The following is a 20,403-nucleotide window of genomic DNA, read 5'->3' as shown; positions in this document are numbered from 1 at the left end:
TTAAAATAAAAAAGTCCTTCCATTTATCATGGAAGGATGGAATTCAAGGTCCAATTAAGGACAATCTTCAATCGTTACTGCCTTTCCTCCACCAACGGACGGTGTGAAAGGTGCTGTTTCAAACACGATATTACTGTTTTCATCATACAGTGTGATTTTGATCGTTCCTTCTGCACCCTCAGTTAAGATAACCTCGTAGGTAAATACGCCATCTAACCCATTCGGCCCAATTGGTGTAGCCGTTCCTACGCCACACACTGTAAGAATCGAATTTTCCATCGCGCAAACTACACTTGTGAAGATATCTGCTTCAAAATTAAAACCAAACATTGACCCTCCACTAGGAGGAACACGGAATTGAAAAACGCTCTGATCGATCGAACAGCTTGGGCAAATACTGATTCTTCCGTTCACATTTCTTCGTATATCAGAAGGTACAAGAAAGTCCACTCTGTTATTCGCGAACGTTTCTGGCGTACCTGATTGGCCAGCTGTAATGGTTCCTCTGCACATGCACTCAACAGGCGGTTGAGGAGGAATTGGCGGTACGTTTTGCTTGATGATTCCTGCAAGCTTTCGACAATCCCATACTTGTATCGTCTGACCTGTAAACGATTTGAACTTCGCACAGCATGTTTTTGGGTCGAGTTTAATAAACCTTAAGTTTGCTACTTTCAATCCATTCTTTTTTACTAGCGTAAAAAGCTGCTCTTCCTTGTCGTCAAATAGACAATCCTTTTTACTTAATTTACGTAAGATACTGCACACACAACCTTCACAATCGCAAGAAGTGTGCTTTTTCTTATGATCCATCGTTATCCTCCTCTCCTTTATTCACTATTTAGCTGAACTCTCATACTGCTAATTCCATGAAGCTTTCGGCAATCAAAGATATAAACATTTCCATCCATATCCACAAACGTTGCACAGCATGTTTTCTCATCAAGATTTTTAAACATGAGTCCACCGATATTCAATGTTGGATCACCAAATAATATCGTGAAAAACTGAGTCCCTTTTTTGCATAGGTCGTGCTCGTTATCCGTACAGTCTCTTAGGATTGAACATACACATCCGTCGCACTTGCCTTTCTTGTCTTTCGATTTTGAGTTACACCCACAGTCCATCTTGACCCTCCTTTACCCCTAAAAGTGTTATCACTCCATCTTACTCTTAAAAATTCGAATTGCTTGGACTAGTCACTAGACAACCTTAGGGATTTTCAGCTCAATAAAAAAAGCCTCCGCAAACTTAATTGCGAAGACTTTAATATCGTGTTAACAATTCTCCGGCGTACCAGCGTTCGTCGCTGTTTTAAACGAAGAACCGCAGCCGCATGATGCGATCGCGTTCGGGTTTTCGATTGTGAACCCGCCGCCCATCATGTTTTGTTTATAGTCGATCTGCACACCGTTTAAGATCGGTGCGCTTTCGTTATCCATAATAATCGTGACGCCATGTTGTGGTTCGAGCGCTTGATCATCGTCGTTCATTTCTGTGTCGAAGCCCATTCCATAGCTTAGGCCAGTACAGCCTCCACCTTTCACACCGACGCGCAGGTAAAGGGTGTCACCTTCTTCTTGCTTCATCATTTCTTTTACCTGTGCTGCTGCAGCTTCAGATAAATGGATCATACGTATCCCTCCATTTCACCATAATGCTACTTCTAGTATACCGCGCTTAGTCTTTTAGCTCAACAATCCGACCTTATCGGGCAGATACACTCATATCTTCAGAACGCTGTTTATATTTTATCTGCAATATTAGATTATGCTTTTCATCAAGCTTTTGACTGTACTCTAGAACTTTTGGATGGTTCAAGCCCATCGCTACTGCGGTTTGCATCATTTTCGTTCGTAGAGATTCAATTTCGTCATTGTATTGCTGGATTTCAATACCGTCCAATGCCTGCGTCCCCTCTCTATAAGTACCTCCTTCCATTCTACATGAATATCCTTTTATTAACAAACATACTTAAATTTGTTAAGAGGCAAAATACGTTCCCGTAGCAATCGTCGTCGCTGGTCCTGTCATCATCACATGGTCATCTTCTTTCCATGTGATCTCGAGGTCTCCGCCGGCTAAATGAACTGTGACAGGCGTCCCTTTTTCGGTATGTCCATTCAACACACCGGCTACAACGGCTGCACAAGCTCCTGTTCCACAAGCTTGAGTGATGCCAGATCCTCTTTCCCATACGCGAAAGTGAAATTCAGATTTTGAAATCACTTCAACGAACTCGACGTTGATGCTTTCAGGAAATAGCTCATGATTTGTGAAATATGGCCCAGCAGTGGTTAAAGGAGCTTCATGAATAGTGTCTACAAACATCACCATGTGTGGGTTGCCCATCGAAACGCCTGTCATGGTAAAAGGTGTGCCGTCATAGTGAACAGTTTCCCCGATCACTTCATCTTCTGGATTTCCTACCATCGGAAGGCTCCCTTTCGTCCATTTAGGAATCCCCATGTTGATCGTGACAGACTCTACTTCTCCATTTTCTTCATGCACAACAGCTTGAACAATGCCACCAAGGGTTTCAATTTTAAATGATGTGTCTTTAACGATTTGATGCTCGTATGCGTACTTTGCTAAGCAACGCAGTCCATTTCCACAGTTTTTTCCTTCTGACCCGTCTTTGTTAAAGATTCTCATCTTAACATCCGCTTTTTTTGAAGGACAGATCAAGATCATGCCGTCTGAACCGATGCCAGTATGAACGTCTGACACATCGATCGCATACTGCGACAGCCGCTCTTCGTCTAAGTGTTGTTTAAACAGATCAATGTAAATGTAGTTGTTTCCTAATCCGTGCATTTTTGTATACGTAATTTCAGGCAATGATTTCACTCTTTCTATATCTTAATTGCTTTTTCGAACAGCTTGAGTTGTCCAAAAATAGTCATCATCTATTTTTACAATATGAACCTTACCATTGCAGCAAGGCATAACCAATCGAGTTTTAATCTCTTGTAATCCCTGTTCAAAGTCTCTTTCGGTCATAGGAGTCAATACATTTTCACTATGACAAAAAGGGCATTCATTCACATAAACGTCGCCCATCATCCTGTCATATGGCAGTGTATGGTTAAAGCTCGTCATGCGTGCTCGCCTCCCCATGTCAGTTATTGAAACAAGTATACAACAAAAACTGCAAAATACAATCATCCCGCACTAAAAGAAAAAAAGCCTCTATAAAAGAGGCTTCAAATTAAAAGATAAGCATTCCAGCGATCGCTGCGTTAAGAAGGTTTGCAAGCGTACCTGCAAGGATCGCACGCATACCGAATTTAGCAATTTCCGGACGACGTTTAGGAGCAAGTCCACCAAGTCCGCCTAGCAAGATCGCTAGAGATGAGAAGTTTGCGAATCCACAAAGAGCGAAACTGATGATTGCAACTGACTTATCCGAAAGGCTTCCGCTACCAATTTCTGGTCCGAAAGAAGAGAATGCTACGAATTCGTTAAGAATAAGTTTTTGTCCAATGTAGTTACCAGCCTGTACAGCATCTTGCCAAGGTACACCGATTACGAACGCTAGAGGAGAGAATACGTAACCTAGAATTTGTTCGATCGTAATGTCACCAGCTCCGAACCAGCCACCGATTCCACCGATAAGTCCGTTAAGAAGTGCGATCAAAGCGATGAAAGAAAGTAGCATCGCACCAACGTTAAGCGCAAGCTTTAGACCGTCTGATGCACCATGTGCAGCTGCATCGATAACGTTTACATGATCTTCGTTTCTTTCCATCTTGATCTTATCAGCTGTTTCTGATTTTTCCGTTTCAGGCATGATTAGCTTTGCCATCAATAGACCTGCAGGCGCTGCCATGAAGCTTGCTGCAAGTAAGTATTCCAATGGTACACCTAGTAGTGAGTACCCGATAAGCACAGAGCCGGCTACTGATGCAAGACCACCAGTCATAACAGCGAATAGCTCTGACTTTGTCATTTTATCTAAATATGGTTTTACAACCAACGGTGCTTCTGTTTGTCCAACGAAGATATTCGCTGTAGCAGATAGTGACTCTGCTTTACTCGTACCAAGTGCCCAAGAAATCGCTCCACCTAGTAGACGAATAATCCACTGCATGATTCCAAGATAGTAAAGAACTGAAATCAAAGAAGAGAAGAAGATAATGATCGTTAGTACTTGGAAAGCAAAAATAAATCCAACTTGCTCATTACCAATCAAACCACCGAATAGGAACGTGATTCCATCATTCGCATAGTTAATAATATCTTGTACACGAAGCGATAGCCATTTCAGACCAGCTTTACCAGCTTCCCACTTAAGAACTACAAATGCGAATGCTATTTGAATCGCAAGTGCACCGAAAACAGTGCGTAGGTTAATCGCTTTACGATTCGTTGAAAAGATTAACGCGATAGCGAATAGAACAGCCATACCGCCTAAACCCCATAATATTTGCATGTCTTACACCCCTTAATTAATATTCGTACCAGTCATAAGCTTAGCGTACCCAATTCATTCCTATAAGAAAGCATATATAAATCAAAAGTTTGGATACAGCGCTTACAAACGTTTTTTGAAAAATTCGACATTTTTCGCAAAAGCCGCAAAAGAAAAAGCCTGTTCTCTCTCTATCAGACTTCTTTTGACCTTTGTCATTATAACACATATCGTTTTTATGAAAAGGATTTATTTTTATAATTCTAGAGCAGAAAGTATTTTAACCAAAAGTTGATCTGCATCCGTTGAACTCACCAAAACCCCGTCTACAATAGCAAAAGATTCTTCAAAGCAGTTCCCACAATACCCAAGACACCCGTAGTCTACAAGCTCAACATTTCCATAACTTTCTAGCGCTTTCCAAACTTTCTTATTGTTTCTTAAGTTCCCTTTGCAAAACTCGATCGTATGCAAACGTAAATATCCCCCTTACAATCGTTTTCAGAATTCATATTGTAGAAAAGTGGCAGTTTCGCTATACTTTTAACTGTCGAAGCAGATCGAAAAACAAACTCTATCTAACATTATAACGCGTGTATCATCTTACTTCCTTCATTTCCTTATCATTTTATTACTTAAAATTACTAATTTGGATGCAGCGTTATTGAATATGTCTTATAAAGGGGAAATTTCTAATGAAAAGGCTAGTGCTTTTAGGTGGAGGATATGGCGGCATGCGTATACTCCAAAAATTATTTGCTCAAGATGTACCGAAAGATGTAACGATAACGCTAGTAGACCGTAATCCATACCATAGTTTAAAAACAGAATACTACGCGCTTGCTGCTGGGACAGCAAGTGATCATCATATTCGCGTTCAATTTCCGAAGCACCCAAACCTCGAAGTCAAGTATGGGGAAGTTACAGGGATCGATCTAGAAGAAAATGTTGTTTCGCTTAAAGACGATGAACCGTTACCCTACGATTCTCTTGTGATCGGTTTAGGATGTGAAGATAAGTACCACAATGTACCAGGTGCGAAAGAACATACGATGAGTATTCAAACGATCGATGCTTCTCGAAGAGCGTACGAAGTCTTGAATAACCTTGGTGCGAGATCTGTCGTTGGGATCGTAGGCGGGGGACTAAGTGGCGTTGAACTTGCTAGTGAACTGCATGAAAGCCGCCCTGATCTCGAAATCAAACTGTTTGACCGTGGGAAAACGATACTTTCCGCATTTCCTGATCGTCTTGGAAACTATGTACAATCGTGGTTTGAAGAAAGAGATGTTACCGTCGTAAGTGAATCGAACATTACACAGGTCGAGCCAAATACCCTTTATAATCACGGAGACCCAGTCCACTGTGATGCAATCGTGTGGACTGCTGGAATTCAACCGAACAAATTAGTTCGTGATCTTGATGTAGAGAAAGACGCTCAGGGCCGCATCACCCTGGATTCACATCACAAAATACCTGGTCATACAAACGCATTCGTTGTAGGAGACTGCGCGAGTCTTCCATTCTCTCCAAGTGCTCAACTAGCTGAAGAGCAAGCGGAACAAATCGCCCTCGTCCTTCAGAAAGAATGGAAGCAAGAATCATTGCCTTCTTTACCAGCGATCAAAGTTAAAGGAACTCTCGGTTCACTTGGGAGCAAGCATGGTTTTGGGGTCATGGCAAACAGACCTTTAACAGGAAGAGTACCTCGCCTTCTTAAATCAGGTATTTTATGGATGTACAAAAATCATAATGGATAAAAAAAGGTCAGTGGGATTCCCCACTGACCTTTTTACTTTACGCTGTCGCACGCTTATCAAGTACTGCATATAGATCTTTTAAACGAGGGTTACCTTCTGAAACAATTTGATGTTGGTAAACGACCACAGGATAGAAAAGATCTTCTTCGATCACTTTTGATGCAAAAGCAGCTTCTGCGCCCTCAAGTTCACCGAATATATCGATATAGCGTACTAAAATATCTCGTTCCGGGTATTTACGGGATAACGCGGCTTGTAACCAATCCGCCGTTTCTTCTGAAGATGGGAGGTTGACACAGCTTGCACAACGTTCACCTGCTCCATACACTAGCACTTCTTCCATGATGCAAAACGCCCTTTCTATACCATCTGTTGCTTTTATTGTACCTCAATCTCTATAGAACGAAAAGAAGCATTCGCCTTTTTTTAATTCGTTATTGCTTGTCGTCTATTTGCATGATAAATTTATAGTGATAATAATTATCATTCCGCGATAGCACATAGATTTTTTCGCTAATCATTAGTATAATGAAAGTATGAAGGGAGTCGATGAATATGCACGAACAGGTCCAGGATGTACTTAACAAACTGCGTCCATTCCTCCTACGTGATGGTGGAGACGTAGAACTGGTAGACATCGAAGAAGGCGTGGTAAAGGTACGTTTGATGGGAGCGTGCGGCAGCTGCCCTAGTTCCACAATCACTCTAAAAGCAGGAATCGAGCGCGCACTTCTTGAAGAAGTCCCAGGCGTGACTGAACTTGAACAGGTATTTTAATAACCGACAAAATTCATTCCCTCCAACATTTGGAGGGAATTTTTCATAACATCAACCATTCGATTTGTCTCATCGTATTGCCCCGCTCACCGATCAGCTCACTGAATACCCCTTTGAACAAATACTCTCGCTCTCCTTCACGGTCTACATAGTTTTGTAGCATGTGGGTAATCTCTTGCTTTTCTTTAAGGTTTTCTTCACTATAATAACGTTCGATCGCCTCTACATACGTGATCGGAAATAACAAACGCGCATACAACAAGTTCCATTCCATCGCACTCATCGATCTTCTTTGATGATACTCCAAAATAAATGATCTCACTTCATCATATCCCGCTCTCTCATCAAACAGCTTATATCGTGTCCATTCAGCAAGATCTCTCGCAGGATGATCGAGTATGAATTCTGATGGCAATAGAAAGTCAGTACCTCCGATGTTTTGAGCATTAAATCGTCTGAAAACCAATGTTCTTACATCGAACGGATTCACGCCAGCATCGATCGAAGCGTCGACAAGATACTGTATCGCATTTTCAGCAAGCCCCAGATAATAAGGAAACGTCTCGATGAACAACGTGTCAAACTCCCCTAACGGTTGCTCTTGCTTCATCAACGTAAATCGATAAGCCTCTAACTGATCGATTCGTCGTTGCCACCTAAGCTGCCATGGTTGAACTTCTGGAAGCTCACTATAGTTATTTAGTAAATTCCCACCTTTTCGATGAAGGAGTGCTAAACGATGACCATCGGATTCTCTGATCGTGCGTGTTTTCCACGGCAGCTGATAGAGCGTAACTGCTTCGTTCCCAATCGTCTCGATGTACCTCCCCCTTTTTGTAGAGATAGGTAGTAGTGTTGGCTCATTTTGCTGATTAAAATATTGTGAGATAAGGACGTACCAGGGGAAATCCTCTTCTCTTTCTGTTTCTGCACGTTTTAGGATACATTCACCCAATTCTGTGGTCTGAAGTACGTATCCACCGTTCACTCGATATACATGATTGACCACGATTCCGTACTGGTGAAATAGCTCTCGCTCTAGCATCTTCGCCCTCCACGTTGCGTCATATATATGTAAGATATGCCCGACCGCCCAATTTGTGTATGAATTATGGGTGCTAACAATTGTCATATTTCACAACTTCTAACCATATACTAATAAAACTAACCAAACAACAATACCAATTTACTATAAAGTTAGGTGGGACAAGAATGGGCGAAAAACCTGTAGATGCTGTAGAGAAAGCTGCTCGATCGAAGTTAAAAGAACGAGGAGTAGAATTAGAGGATATCGCAGAACTAGTGTATTACCTGCAAGTAAAATATCACCCTAACCTAAAGATGGATGAGTGTAGAACAAACGTTGATCGCGTACTATCGAAGAGAGAAGTACAAAACGCAGTCCTTACGGGCATCCAGCTCGATGAGCTCGCTGAAAAGAATATGCTCGATCAGCCTCTTCAAGATATATTGATGAAAGACGAAGGATTGTACGGAGTCGACGAGATTATTGCGCTATCGATTGTAAACGTATACGGATCGATCGGTTTTACCAACTATGGATATATCGATAAATTAAAGCCCGGAATTCTCGAGAAATTAAACGATAAGTCATCAGGAAGTTGTCACACGTACCTCGATGATATCGTAGGTGCAATTGCCGCTGCCGCTTCAAGCCGTCTTGCCCATCGTTCAACAGAGTCTAACTAAACAATGCCCTAGGCAATCGCCTGGGGCATTTTCAGCTATACTTCCCACTCTTCTAGTGAGTTTGCGGTATAAATCGGTGCTTTTTCTACACTTTCTAAATGCTGTTTCGTTGTAACACCCGTGTGGACAAGTAATGTATCCATCCCTGCCTGAATACCTGCCATAATATCTGTTCTATAGTTATCCCCAACCATTAGCGTTTCATCTTTGTCCGTTCCAAGCTGTTTGAGCGCTTGCTCCATAATCACTGGCTCCGGCTTACCGATAAAAATTGGCTCTACTTCTGTAGACACAGTAATAACTGCTGTTAAGGAGCCATTGCCTGGAAGCAGTCCTCTTTCTGTCGGTATTGCGATATCACCGTTCGTCGAGATAAATGTTGCACCGTTACGAACTGCGATACATGCCTTCGCTAATTTTTCATATGTAATCTCCCTGTCGATTCCGACCACTACATAATCTGGGTTCTCGTCCTGTAGAGTTAGGCCTTCATCCGTTAAGGCATCACGAATTCCCTCTTCGCCAATCACATACACGGAAGCACCTTTCTTTTCATTAGAAATATAGCTTGCCGTCGCCATGCTCGTGGTAAATACGTGCTCTTTTGTACAAGGGACGCCAAAGTTTACAAGCTTCTCTGCTACTTGTTCTTTTCGTTTTGAAGAATTGTTCGTCACAAACAAGTATGGAATTCCTGCTACTTCTAGCCTTTTCACAAAATCTACAGCTTCTTGTATCTTTTCAGTGCCACGATACATCGTACCGTCCAAATCGATCAAATATCCTTTATACTTTTTCATAATGTCTACCTCCACTTATCTAAAAACCGCTTTCACAATGAAAGCGGTTAGCATTTTCTATGAATCTTCAGGCATAAAAGCTGAAACAGCACCAAGTTCTTCATTCAAATATCTTCTCACTTGTTCTGGAAATAATTCTAGCACACGTAAGTTGTTCGTTAAGTTCGTAAAGAGAGCGTCATGGTCTATATTGGTGAATTCCTGCATAAGCGACTTTCTCTTTGCAACGACTTGCTTTAACGCATCACTGCTCGTAGCTGGAATCACTTTTTCATCAGTAAGAATTTCAATGATATCCTCATAGCTTCCTGGATCCCTCATGATGAACCCATCGATAATCGTATTTCCAACATCGATGATGCTTTCGATAAATACATGGTGAAGTCTTTCTAACGCTACTTTTTCTAGAGGGGTTTGGAAAGAGTTTTCCTTTAGAAGCGTTAGGTTATTTTCAAGAAAGATAAGCTGTTCTTCGATTTTCTTACGATCTACAAAATACATTCATATCCCCTACCTTCGACGAGAACTGAATATAGTTTATCATAATCTCGAATGAGATATCAGTTAATCGGGAATTTGAGAATGCCTCAGAGTCTGGTATGATAAGGATAAAAACTGATAAAGTTAAGAGAGGGTGTAGAATATGTTAGAAGATGATCAGTTCATTTATGATGAAAAGGAAAGCACGGAATCAAGGTTCATTTGTTTTATGGGACATAATCATCGGTTTGACTTGTGCATCGTGAAATCAGATCGATTTTATGGAAAGTCCCTCGTATTAGATATTCAAGGTGGAAAATTTGCGATCGTTGGACAAGATGATCTCGATGAACCAGGATACTTAGAACATGCCTATACGCTTAATGAAGAAGATGCAGAAGAACTTCGCGAATTTCTTCGTGGCGCACTCGTTTAATAAATAATTTCATTATGAATACACTACCTGATGAAGGTGGTGTTTTTTCATGTTTTACGATGATGATGAAACGTATACAGATTTTGCAAATGTTGAAAAAGGTAGAAACTATGTCCTTCCAGAGGATACGCCTGAAGGTCCTTATGGGTCTCCGGTGAATAAAAAGCTTGGTAAAACGACTCCCTGGAAAGAAGGGCAACGCTCATACAGTGCGTTTAACTACGAAAACAAGAACCTTCACCAAGGGCTTCCTCGTCAAGATCCTGCATCACATCCTCCGCACGATGATCCGGATCGTGAATCTGAAAAACCTTATAAAGCATAATAAAACCCTCCATCTCTGGAGGGTTATGCTTCTTGATATTGCTTTTTGGTTTTCTCTTTCTTCTGCTTCTTTAATACAAAATAAGGGCAGCCAAAATTGCAATATTCATATAGATAGTCAAGAACCGTGCTGAACTTTGTATCGAATGTGGCTTTCTGGTTGCGATCTTCAAAAAATCCCTTCAATCTTAATTGACCATATCCCCAGTCACCAACGATGTAATCATATTTATCGAGGATTTCGCTGTAACGATTTTGAAACGCTTCCTCGTTCCAGCCCTCCCGTTCTTCTTTTACCAACTCATAGGAGTGTTGATTAACTTTTATCATGTTACTTCCCTCACTTTGATATGGCTCGTTAAGATAATCATACCTTTTTTATTCCAAATGTCCAAGTATTGCTAGGAAAAAAGATCTTACAATCGGTGATGATAACAGTATGGAGGTGAATCTTTTGAAAAAGCAAACCCTGCTTATCGTTCCGCTTTTGTTTGGCCTAGCTGCTTGCCAAGGGGAGCAGGCAACAGACCCGTTCGACCATGCGGACTTATCACCGGTTAAAACCGACCCTGATGAATACGGAATGAACCATGCGAATACACAGGAAAAAGCAAGAAAAGGCTCATTTGGTTATGTGCGTCATTCTAGAAACACAAACAACATGAACTCAGCAAAAAAACCATCAAATGTTGTTTACCTTGATCGCGATCGTTTGGCTGAGATGATCAGTTCTATGGCGGTCGAGCTGCCTTATGTACATGACACTGCTGTTCTTGTAACCGACGAAGAAGTACTGATCGGGTATAAAACGACAACTAAAAATCGTGACGCTACTGCTGACCAAGTTAAGAAAACAGCTCTTTCCGTAATCCCTAGATATTACCATGTGTACGTTTCTGATATGGAAGGAATCATCCCAGAGATCGAACGCTATCAAAACGGATCGGCTGCAAATGGTCAAATGGACAAGAGCATCGATCAGACGATCGCTCAGATGAAAAAAGCGCCACAAGGGAAAAAAGTAAATGATGGAGAGAACGAAAACGGTGAGATGGTCGGTGAATCGAACGACGAATTGAACGACATGAGTGGAAAAGAAATGAAGAGTGAATAAAAGATCGGCCCTCATTCAGGGCCGATTTCTTAATTATTTTGTAGCTTCTTTTGCAGCATTAACCTGTTCATCAGCATGGTAAGAAGAACGTACCATCGGACCTGATTCACAGTGTTTGAATCCTTTTTCAAGAGCGATGTCTTTCAATTCCAAAAATTCCTGAGGTGTCCAGTACTTCATTACTTTCAGGTGCTTCTTAGAAGGTTGTAAGTATTGCCCTAATGTCACGATATCAACGTCATGAGCACGAAGATCATCAAGCGTTTGAATAATTTCTTCCTTCGTTTCCCCAAGACCTAGCATGATGCTTGATTTCGTTGGAATGTTTGGATTCATTTCTTTCGCACGTTGTAAAAACTCAAGTGTACGGCGGTATTTTGCTCTAGCACGGACTCTTGGAGTCAGTCTTTCAACCGTTTCAATATTATGGTTCATAATATCAGGTTTTGCGTCCATCAATGTTTTCAGAGCTTCAAATTGACCGCCCATATCGGATGGAAGCACTTCGATTGAACAGAAAGGGTTCTTTCTTCTGATGGCACGTACGGTTTCTGCGAAAACAGCAGCCCCACCATCTTTTAGATCATCTCTTGCAACTGCTGTGATAACGACGTGTTTAAGACCCATCATCTGCACGGAATCCGCCACTCGCTCTGGTTCTGCCCAATCAAGCTCAGTTGGTAATCCTGTCTTAACCGCACAGAAACGGCAAGCTCGCGTACACACATCTCCAAGAATCATAAATGTTGCTGTTTTTCTCTCAGCCCAGCACTCATGGATGTTAGGACAACGCGCTTCTTCACAGACGGTATGTAAGTTCTTCTCACGCATCATCTTCTTAAGACCCTTGTAGTTTTCATTCGTATTTAATTTTATTTTTAGCCATTCCGGTTTCCGTAGATGTTCTTCTTTTTTCGTCATAATTGTGTCCCCCTAAAACTGCTTTTCTGTATTAAAGAATAACATACGTATGGTGAATTTTTCTAGGAAAAGTCTGAATCTAATGACGAATGTCCCAGGCTTCTCTTCCATTATTTAGACATAATGATTTACCACTGTAAAACCACACTATACATAACGACAACATAATGAAAGGAGAAGAATCGTGAGAAAATACAGCTTTCTTATCCTTATACTTTTTTTCCTATTCCCTGCGAATCTCTCTGCTAATGAGCAAAATGAAGACGAGTTAAGAAAGACACGAATGATGCTGTTTAATAAAATGGAAACTGTTACGCAACTTCCATGGTACGTCTTTGCTGGAATAGATCAATACGAAAGAAGCATAAGAAGATCTCGAAATGATATTCCTAGAGAAACCGGGTCGATCGCCATCAACATTTCACCAGAGAAATGGGCTGGAGCTACTAACCCAAATAAAGATGACTCATCCCCAGAAGCGATCTCTTTCTTTGGAGGGATCGGTTTAGATGGAAATGAAGATGGCAAAGCAACACGAACAGATGATGAAGACTTGCTCTTTACGATAGGCTCGTTTCTACAACAGTATGGGACGGATATGGAAGATATTCGTATTGGTTTGTGGGACTACTATCAGCGAGATCAAGCCGTTAGAACAATCACAAGCAATAGCTTAGTTTATAAAACGTTCAATACGTTGAAGCTCGAGAAACATGCCTTTCCAGTACCGTTAACTGCGAATTACAGCTATCGCAGTACGTGGGGGGATCGTCGAGGCTGGGGAGGACTTCGCATTCATGAAGGAACCGATATCTTTGCTTCGTACGGTGTTCCTGTTAAAGCAACAAGCTATGGAACAGTTGAAACAAAAGGTTGGAACCGCTATGGAGGTTGGAGAATCGGAATTCGAGACATAAACGGAAATTACCACTACTATGCACATTTGAATGGCTTTGAGAAAGGGATCGACAAAGGAAGCGTCGTACAGCCAGGGGAAATAATCGGTTATGTAGGTAGTTCTGGTTATGGACCAAAAGGCACTGCTGGTAAGTTCCCTCCTCACCTTCACTATGGCATCTATAAAGATAATGGTAGAACCGAATGGTCCTACGACCCTTATCCATCATTACGATTGTGGGAAAGACAAGAGCGATCATACAAAAAGAAGAACTAACGCCACAACGTTAGTTCTTCCTTTTTTGATCTATTGGTTTTTAGAGACTCGAACAGCATTTAAGATGCTTGCTACAAGGCCTCCCCATATAATGACAATCCCAACAATCATCATGAAAATTGCGCTACCACCCATATTAACTTACCTCCTTATACTTTTCCTGTTCTACTTTAGCGTCCCATTTCTTTACGCTGAATAGGATACCAACAAGAAGAGCAAATCCAGCTACGAACCAGCCACTATATAGGATGAAGCCATCTGTGTATCCTCCATAGTTTCCTGTTTCAGTTTCAAATTCTTTAAGAAGGTTCGTTTTAAATAGATCGAACATCATGTAGCCGAGCACGATTGGAGTGATGACCCCAAGACATGCTTTCCACCAATAGTTTAGCGGAATGTCAGAAATGCCATTGGCATGATTTTCAAGACCAGGAAGCTGACGTAGGAACCATGCTACTACGACGACTTCTACAAGACCTACAAACGCAATACCAAACTGATTGATGAAGTAATCCGCTGCATCTAGGAAGAACAATCCACCTTGTGTCGCGAACAAGATCGAGATGAGTGATGCGACACCACCACCGATCAATACAGCTTTCGTACGAGAAATGCCAAACTTTTCAGAGATACCAGCAACGTACGTTTCTGAAATTGAGATTAGTGAAGATAATCCAGCAAGTACGAGTGATGCAAAGAAAAGGAATCCAAACATACCATTCAGTGCAGGGAACTCATTGATAATTTGAGGGAATACGACGAACGCTAGTCCGACTCCTCCGCTTACAACTTCATCGACACCTAGACCTTGTTGAGTAGCCATAAATCCTAATGCGGAGAATACTCCGATACCTGCTAAAAGCTCGAATGAAGAGTTACCAAACCCTGTAATAAACGCATTGTTCGTAATATCAGATTTCTTCGGAAGATAGCTTGAATACGTAATCATAATAGCAAAAGCAATCGATAAACTGAAGAAGATCTGTCCATACGCTGCTACCCAAACACTACCGGACGTAATGGAGTCAAAATTCGGTGTAAAGAATGCACTTAAACCTTCAGCTGCCCCAGGAAGCGTCACAGCTCTAATTACGATGATTAAGAAAAGCACGATCAACGTAGGGATAAAGATTTTGTTCGCACGTTCGATTCCTTTCTTAACCCCTGCAAGAAGAACGCCTAGCGTAATAATCCAAACTGCCACAAGCGGAATGAATACTCCTGGCACAAGGCTACCTGTTTCACCAGGATTAACAGTCAGCTGCAGATAGTCATTGAATAGGAAGCCTTCTGTGTCTGAACCCCAGCTCAAATTGAATGCAAAATAGCTATAAGAAATTGCCCAACCTATAATGACCGCATAATACGTAGAAATAACAAACGCAACAATAACGCCCCACCAACCGAGCCATTCGGTCTTTTTATTCATTCTGAAGAACGAAAGCGGAGCTGAACCTCTGAACTTATGGCCAATCGTAAACTCCAAAATAAGAATCGGAATACCCGCAGTTATTAGTGCAAATAAATATGGTATAAAAAATGCCCCTCCACCGTTGTCATATGCAACGGCTGGAAACCTCCAAATGTTACCTAGTCCGATTGCAGAACCAACAGCTGCTAAGATAAAGCCAGCTCTCGTTCCCCACTGAGCTCTTTTTTCCACTAGTATTACCCCCTTAGACGTTGTAACCCTTCTCCTTGTTCTCCTCCTTCCAGAAAAAGGTTTAGATTTTTAATTAAATTCTGATTATTTTGTTTATAGTATATCTAGTACTATTGGCCATGTCAAAGCAATCTTTCAGATAATTTGTAAAATCACTTCGAAAATTAGCCAAAAACACCCCTTTTTTGTAGGATGACATAAAAAAAACAGGAGGATGGTCCCCCCTGTTCGATTATTCGTTAACGGCTTCAACCGTACGATTTTCGTATTTTGTTTTTAGTATATAGACAACAACCGCAAAAACTACTGCTGTTGCAAGCAGCCCAGCAATCGAGCTTCCTGTAAACCCAAGTACAAGATAGCCTACGAGCGCGATTCCAGCTACAGTCAGAGCATAAGGAAGCTGTGTCAACACATGGTCGATATGATGGCTTCCCGCGCCTGTAGAAGAAAGGATCGTTGTATCAGAAATCGGCGAGCAGTGATCTCCAAACACCGCTCCCGCTAGTACAGCGGCTAGTACAGGTAGCATATAGGTTGGGTCTGTCGCAGCAGCGATTTCTCCAGCAATCGGAAGCATAATACCGAATGTTCCCCATGATGTTCCAGTAGCAAATGCCATTACGCCTGCTAATAAGAACAAGATTGCTGGAAGAAAACCGATGGCTATATGCTGATCAACTAGACCAGCTAGATATTTACCTGTTCCAAGTGTTCCGATAATCTCGATCAACGTCCATGCAAAGAGAAGGATGTAAACTGCAGGAAGCATCGATTTGATTCCTTCAACGACACCTTTTCCAAACGCTGCTCCTCCCATGTTCTTAAAGAAGAAGAACACTAGAGACGTACCTAAACCGATCAAACCACCGTATAATAACGAAGCTGCAACATCTGTATTTTCAAAAATCGTTAACGGCGTTACGGCAGCATCCGTTCCACTCACTGCCTGAATACCTGTGATGATCATAAAGATGACCGTACCTGCGATCAGCATAATGATTGGCCAAGCAAGATCTGCTACTTTCCCCTTATCACTTTCAGGTAAGCCAGTTGTTTCCCCTGGTACAGCACCTTTTGAAGGGTCGAGTACTTCTCCTGTTTTTTGTGCACGGTTTTCATGAACTCTCATTGCCTTAAGGTTAATATCGAAATAGCTTACGAAGAAAACCATTCCAAGTGCGAAGATCGCATATAAATTCATAGGAATCATTTTTATGAAAGCTTCTAAAGCACCAACACCAACGATGCTATGTGTAGTAAGAATACCACCTATAATTGCAATAATATAAGCTCCCCAGCTAGAAATAGGGGAAATGATACACATCGGGGCAGCAGTTGAATCGATGATGTAAGAAAGCTTGGCTCTCGAAACTTTGTGCCTGTCTGTAATAGGACGACTAACATTCCCAACCGCTAGAGAATTGAAGTAATCATCGATAAAAATAATAACTCCAAAGACTGCAGTAACGATCTGAGCACCAGTTCGCGTTTTCACTCGTTTCATGGCCCACTCACCGAACGCTCGGCTACCACCTGAAATTGAAATAAATGCAGTCATCATGCCTAATAGAAGTAAGAAGAAAATAATATACATGTTCCAGGTATTTAACCCACCGTCAGAAATAAAAATGCCCTTCACAATCGTATAGATTTCTTTAATAGAACCACCAATACTCCAGTCGTTGATCATCAACGCACCAAGGATAATTCCCACCCCTAGTGAAGGCAATACCTTCCTGGTTGCCACTACCATCAATAATGCGATGAGCGGCGGAATAATCGAATAAATCGTATTTTCCATATTCACCATCCTTTTCAAGTTATGGTTCACTACTTTTGGATAAACAAAAAAACGGCCAATGAAAGGATATGGTCCTATCATTGCCCGTTTTGCGGTTACAATGTCAAGTGTCCATCCCGATCAGTAGTTCTCCATTATAAGTAAGCCTCATAATGACAGTTCGACATTTATTCAATGTCGCCCCAACAAAAATAATGTGACGATTATTTCTGCTTCGGCAGATCTCCCTTTCGATGCTGATCATAGATGTCATTCTCCCAACACGTACTTATGAGTATCTGCTCCTCTACCTCATCGTATAAGATAAGGAACATTATTTAGTTTAATACAATTCGTTATTATAGCTTAGTTCTAAGTGCTATGCAAACACAATTTATTCCATTCCTCCAATATCGATAGCCGGATCAGGCAATCCTGTACCAGATCCATTATTGTAGAAGTTCGGCACATCTCCCTTTATAAACGTTGCAATAACAGGAATATCCGTTGTGACGACATCTGAATCTGTAGCAAATGGAATAACGATTTTCACATGCACTTCGATATGGACGCGAATATCAACCCAAGTGTTGTTGATCCCTACTTGCTGAATGTTATGTTTGATATCAGACTTTACTTCTCCAATCGCTGTAAATCTCACAGGAACTTTTGGTCCAAAGTTCGCGAGTAACGTATTGTTAAACGCTTGCCCAATCGGAATGTTATGGATGATTCCTTTACTTAATGGTACATCTTCATCAACTTGAAGCTCGACCCCATTTTCCTCTGCCCAATAATCGATCGAGTTATCTTCAACGCTCTTTAAGAACTTTTGCACTTTATCTGTCGATTGAGCAAGTACTTTATTTACAGCGCTTTGGTTAATTTGGACGATATCTACTTGGTTAACCGTTTCTTTTTTGATCAGCTCTTCTGTGCTATCTGCTTCTTCAACGATTTTTTTGTTGATGGCCTGGTTAATCGCGAGTGTTGCGATTCGGTTCGTTTCTGTTCTAGCTATTTCGATAAGAGTAGGCTTAATACCTTTTTCAACGATCCATAGTCCTTGAACTGTCATAAAAATAAATAGAATGAACGAGATAACAAACACATATCGAAAAGGAAGCGGACCTTTTCGAATGAACCTTCTTCGAGTTCGGAACAAGCCAATATCCTCCCTTCTCCTCAACATGTATATGCGAAGAAGGAAAGAAGTATGGACATATTTTCCCTAAAGAAAAACCACAGCCCGCAAGCTGTGGTTTTTCTTATAACATTTTGAGCATCGCATCTCTTCCGATGGTTCCTACTTTGATGCCCCTTGCCTCTGCTTCAAGCGTTACAGATTCAAGTGGTGCTTCTAGCAGCTGTTCGATAGACCTTACACCAACAGCTCTGCCTGCAATGATTTTGCGATCACTTAACTTTTCATTAAGTAACGCAATATCCAGTGCTCCACACATGATGTAGCCATTTTCATTTGTAACAGCAAGAAAATTGGTCTTAGGTAGTTTCATGCTAATCGCTGTAAATGGATGACCATCGATCATGATAGGTGTAACATTGATCACGTATCCTCCGCCTCCTGACTCACAAGTTGTCATTCTATTTATATGAGCGCGGAGGCATGTTTGACAATCAAAGATTAATATCTGTTCTCAAGTCTAAATGCAAGAAGATCCCGAAGCATTTCTGGTAAGTAGTACTTCTTCTTAGCGTGCTTCATCTGCGGATAAAATTTTCCGAAGGTGAACATATCCGCCGTAGCCACTGAATATTCTTTTTCTGGAGATAGCTGATGACCGTTATGGAGAATTTCTGTTACGTGATGAAGACCATCATCCATTACGACTGTTTTCACTTCGAGTCCATCAAAAGCCATGATACCCATGACTTCTCCTCTGAAACCTAATCCTTTAAACGTTAAATGCACGAGTTCGTCAGACATTGCATATGCGACGATCTCACGTAATTCACTTCCTTTTAGAATAACTTTACATGGATTGACTGGGTGTGGACATATACGATGAAGGTCTTCTCTCGACACCTTCCCTTCACTTAATCCATCAAGTAGCATACCCGAATTGATCATTCCAATATCAGCATTGCACCATTCTCTAAGAGCAGCAGAGAGCTCGTCAGGAAGGACAGAGCGCCTGAACCACTCTGCTTCTAGAGGTTGTTCGAGGCGGCACACGACCTCGTCTAATAAGTTTTGTGCATTCGCTCCTAATCGATCTAGCTGTTCCTTTGTCGCTTGATCTTCTTTATGATCACGCACAGAAATCGCATAAGCTTCTGCCTCAACTAATTTGCACTGTTCAGTATCATAGTTCAGGACGACTTCTCCTACATAATTTCCATTCTTACCTGCTTGAGTAATCAACGTTCCATTTACATTCATTCCATGCTTAAGAACGTGATGGGTATGAGAGCCGATGATCACATCGATTCCTTCAATATCCGTTGCAATCTGCTCGTCGTTCCCAAGTCCCATATGTGACATCAACACGACTACATCAGCTTTCGAACGTACTTCATCAACCACCTTTTGCAGCATTTCCCATGGTGATTGTATCGACCAGCCGAGGAGACTATAGAATTGTTCATATGGAATCGTTATCCCGATTAGTCCGACCTTAACGCCATCTTTCTCATCGATCGCGTACGGAACTGCCCAGGCAGGTCTTGCTCCATCAGAGTGAAACAAGTTCGACACGATGACTTGAAAATTGGCATCAGTGTATAGCTCTTCCAATTCTTGCTTTGAAAATGTGATTCCCTCGTTATTTCCGATCGTCGCATAATCATATTTAAGTTCATTTAATAAATGTACATTTCCCTTACCTGAGGTCCCCTCAGTAATCGGGTGAACTTTATCCGCGTGATCACCAAGATCTAACAATAAGTAGTGATCATGATGATAATCATGAATTCTTTTTCTATCTTTTATATAGCCAGCCACCTTAGACCAATTTTCAAAGTGACTATGAAGATCGTTCGTATAATATAAATGTACCTTTTTTGAAGTCAAGACACTCTTCCTT

27 protein-coding genes and 1 riboswitch are annotated in these 20,403 nt (G+C 41.4%); of the genes, 7 read left to right on the top strand and 20 right to left on the bottom strand.

All coding sequences use genetic code 11. The features are described 5' to 3' along the window. Positions 1-54: 54 nt before the first annotated feature. From ACXADT_RS07705 to ACXADT_RS07670, 8 genes are all read right to left on the bottom strand, one after another. The gene (locus ACXADT_RS07705) at positions 55-813 is read right to left on the bottom strand and encodes a hypothetical protein (RefSeq protein WP_474834036.1); all 759 of its coding nucleotides are present in this window, start codon (positions 811-813) and stop codon (positions 55-57) included. Between the two features lie 17 nt (positions 814-830). Continuing rightward, positions 831-1,127, bottom strand: a complete 297-nt coding sequence (locus ACXADT_RS07700; RefSeq protein ID WP_474834034.1) for a hypothetical protein — start codon at positions 1,125-1,127, stop codon at positions 831-833. 150 nt (positions 1,128-1,277) lie between these two features. Beyond that, the gene (locus ACXADT_RS07695) at positions 1,278-1,634 is read right to left on the bottom strand and encodes a HesB/IscA family protein (RefSeq protein WP_270179874.1); all 357 of its coding nucleotides are present in this window, start codon (positions 1,632-1,634) and stop codon (positions 1,278-1,280) included. A 73-nt stretch (positions 1,635-1,707) separates the two neighbouring features. Next, entirely contained in the window at positions 1,708-1,905 is a 198-nt protein-coding gene (locus ACXADT_RS07690) for a Spo0E family sporulation regulatory protein-aspartic acid phosphatase (protein WP_474834032.1), read from the bottom strand. A 78-nt stretch (positions 1,906-1,983) separates the two neighbouring features. Further along, complete coding sequence (gene dapF / locus ACXADT_RS07685) at positions 1,984-2,841, bottom strand: diaminopimelate epimerase (RefSeq protein WP_474834030.1); 858 nt, start codon at positions 2,839-2,841, stop codon at positions 1,984-1,986. 21 nt (positions 2,842-2,862) lie between these two features. Beyond that, positions 2,863-3,102: a hypothetical protein gene (locus tag ACXADT_RS07680; RefSeq protein ID WP_270179877.1), complete on the bottom strand. Its 240-nt coding sequence runs from the start codon at positions 3,100-3,102 to the stop codon at positions 2,863-2,865. 109 nt (positions 3,103-3,211) lie between these two features. Further along, entirely contained in the window at positions 3,212-4,435 is a 1,224-nt protein-coding gene (locus ACXADT_RS07675; RefSeq protein ID WP_474810674.1) for a NupC/NupG family nucleoside CNT transporter, read from the bottom strand. A 234-nt stretch (positions 4,436-4,669) separates the two neighbouring features. Further along, the gene (locus ACXADT_RS07670) at positions 4,670-4,888 is read right to left on the bottom strand and encodes a YuzB family protein (protein WP_474834028.1); all 219 of its coding nucleotides are present in this window, start codon (positions 4,886-4,888) and stop codon (positions 4,670-4,672) included. Positions 4,889-5,109: 221 nt separating this feature from the next. Between ACXADT_RS07670 and ACXADT_RS07665 the strand changes: the two genes are divergently transcribed. After that, positions 5,110-6,174 (top strand): NAD(P)/FAD-dependent oxidoreductase, encoded by a 1,065-nt coding sequence (locus ACXADT_RS07665; protein WP_474810673.1) that lies wholly within the window; start codon positions 5,110-5,112, stop codon positions 6,172-6,174. Positions 6,175-6,211: 37 nt separating this feature from the next. On the opposite strand, the gene ACXADT_RS07660 is transcribed toward ACXADT_RS07665, so the two are convergent. Further along, positions 6,212-6,517, bottom strand: a complete 306-nt coding sequence (locus ACXADT_RS07660) for a DUF1462 family protein (RefSeq protein WP_270179881.1) — start codon at positions 6,515-6,517, stop codon at positions 6,212-6,214. 206 nt (positions 6,518-6,723) lie between these two features. On the opposite strand from ACXADT_RS07660, the gene ACXADT_RS07655 reads away from it, so the two are divergent. Then, a complete protein-coding gene (locus ACXADT_RS07655; RefSeq protein WP_270179882.1) occupies positions 6,724-6,951 on the top strand; it encodes a NifU family protein in 228 nt (75 codons plus the stop codon). Between the two features lie 43 nt (positions 6,952-6,994). Here the strand turns inward: ACXADT_RS07655 and yutH are convergent, their stop codons facing one another. Next, a complete protein-coding gene (gene yutH / locus ACXADT_RS07650; protein WP_474810672.1) occupies positions 6,995-7,996 on the bottom strand; it encodes a spore coat putative kinase YutH in 1,002 nt (333 codons plus the stop codon). A gap of 167 nt (positions 7,997-8,163) precedes the next feature. On the opposite strand from yutH, the gene ACXADT_RS07645 reads away from it, so the two are divergent. After that, complete coding sequence (locus tag ACXADT_RS07645; RefSeq protein WP_270179884.1) at positions 8,164-8,661, top strand: phosphatidylglycerophosphatase A family protein; 498 nt, start codon at positions 8,164-8,166, stop codon at positions 8,659-8,661. Between the two features lie 35 nt (positions 8,662-8,696). Here ACXADT_RS07645 and ACXADT_RS07640 read toward each other — a convergent pair whose 3' ends face one another. Both ACXADT_RS07640 and ACXADT_RS07635 read right to left on the bottom strand, forming a co-directional pair. Next, entirely contained in the window at positions 8,697-9,461 is a 765-nt protein-coding gene (locus ACXADT_RS07640; protein ID WP_270179885.1) for a TIGR01457 family HAD-type hydrolase, read from the bottom strand. A 57-nt stretch (positions 9,462-9,518) separates the two neighbouring features. Then, positions 9,519-9,962, bottom strand: a complete 444-nt coding sequence (locus ACXADT_RS07635; protein ID WP_270179886.1) for a DUF86 domain-containing protein — start codon at positions 9,960-9,962, stop codon at positions 9,519-9,521. 142 nt (positions 9,963-10,104) lie between these two features. Here ACXADT_RS07635 and ACXADT_RS07630 point away from each other — a divergent pair, with 142 nt between their 5' ends. Then, complete coding sequence (locus ACXADT_RS07630) at positions 10,105-10,377, top strand: DUF3055 domain-containing protein (protein ID WP_270179887.1); 273 nt, start codon at positions 10,105-10,107, stop codon at positions 10,375-10,377. A gap of 49 nt (positions 10,378-10,426) precedes the next feature. After that, a complete protein-coding gene (locus ACXADT_RS07625; protein ID WP_270179888.1) occupies positions 10,427-10,702 on the top strand; it encodes a hypothetical protein in 276 nt (91 codons plus the stop codon). Positions 10,703-10,725: 23 nt separating this feature from the next. On the opposite strand, the gene ACXADT_RS07620 is transcribed toward ACXADT_RS07625, so the two are convergent. Beyond that, on the bottom strand, positions 10,726-11,031 hold the full coding sequence (locus ACXADT_RS07620; RefSeq protein WP_270179889.1) for a YutD family protein: 306 nt from the start codon (positions 11,029-11,031) through the stop codon (positions 10,726-10,728). A 124-nt stretch (positions 11,032-11,155) separates the two neighbouring features. Here ACXADT_RS07620 and ACXADT_RS07615 point away from each other — a divergent pair, with 124 nt between their 5' ends. Continuing rightward, positions 11,156-11,815, top strand: coding sequence for a YhcN/YlaJ family sporulation lipoprotein (locus tag ACXADT_RS07615; protein WP_270179890.1), 660 nt, complete (start codon positions 11,156-11,158; stop codon positions 11,813-11,815). Positions 11,816-11,848: 33 nt separating this feature from the next. On the opposite strand, the gene lipA is transcribed toward ACXADT_RS07615, so the two are convergent. Continuing rightward, positions 11,849-12,736, bottom strand: coding sequence for a lipoyl synthase (lipA, locus tag ACXADT_RS07610; protein WP_474834025.1), 888 nt, complete (start codon positions 12,734-12,736; stop codon positions 11,849-11,851). Positions 12,737-12,917: 181 nt separating this feature from the next. Between lipA and ACXADT_RS07605 the strand changes: the two genes are divergently transcribed. Then, entirely contained in the window at positions 12,918-13,910 is a 993-nt protein-coding gene (locus tag ACXADT_RS07605) for a M23 family metallopeptidase (protein ID WP_442865125.1), read from the top strand. Between the two features lie 30 nt (positions 13,911-13,940). On the opposite strand, the gene ACXADT_RS07600 is transcribed toward ACXADT_RS07605, so the two are convergent. From ACXADT_RS07600 to ACXADT_RS07575, 6 genes are all read right to left on the bottom strand, one after another. Further along, on the bottom strand, positions 13,941-14,045 hold the full coding sequence (locus ACXADT_RS07600) for a methionine/alanine import family NSS transporter small subunit (protein WP_270179893.1): 105 nt from the start codon (positions 14,043-14,045) through the stop codon (positions 13,941-13,943). A gap of 1 nt (position 14,046) precedes the next feature. Then, positions 14,047-15,573: a sodium-dependent transporter gene (locus ACXADT_RS07595; protein ID WP_270179894.1), complete on the bottom strand. Its 1,527-nt coding sequence runs from the start codon at positions 15,571-15,573 to the stop codon at positions 14,047-14,049. Between the two features lie 232 nt (positions 15,574-15,805). Then, entirely contained in the window at positions 15,806-17,377 is a 1,572-nt protein-coding gene (locus ACXADT_RS07590; protein ID WP_270179895.1) for a Na+/H+ antiporter NhaC family protein, read from the bottom strand. A gap of 116 nt (positions 17,378-17,493) precedes the next feature. Further along, a riboswitch (Lysine riboswitch) is annotated at positions 17,494-17,674 on the bottom strand. Between the two features lie 76 nt (positions 17,675-17,750). After that, on the bottom strand, positions 17,751-18,521 hold the full coding sequence (yunB, locus tag ACXADT_RS07585; protein WP_270179896.1) for a sporulation protein YunB: 771 nt from the start codon (positions 18,519-18,521) through the stop codon (positions 17,751-17,753). A gap of 103 nt (positions 18,522-18,624) precedes the next feature. After that, the gene (locus ACXADT_RS07580) at positions 18,625-18,927 is read right to left on the bottom strand and encodes a YunC family protein (protein WP_270179897.1); all 303 of its coding nucleotides are present in this window, start codon (positions 18,925-18,927) and stop codon (positions 18,625-18,627) included. Between the two features lie 74 nt (positions 18,928-19,001). Then, positions 19,002-20,390, bottom strand: coding sequence for a bifunctional metallophosphatase/5'-nucleotidase (locus ACXADT_RS07575; protein ID WP_474834022.1), 1,389 nt, complete (start codon positions 20,388-20,390; stop codon positions 19,002-19,004). Positions 20,391-20,403 lie beyond the last annotated feature (13 nt).

The organism is Anaerobacillus sp. ABR4_321 (genome assembly GCF_056158505.1).
The sequence above is the reverse complement of the archived record's forward strand: the minus strand, read 5'-3'. Positions and strand labels throughout refer to the sequence as shown.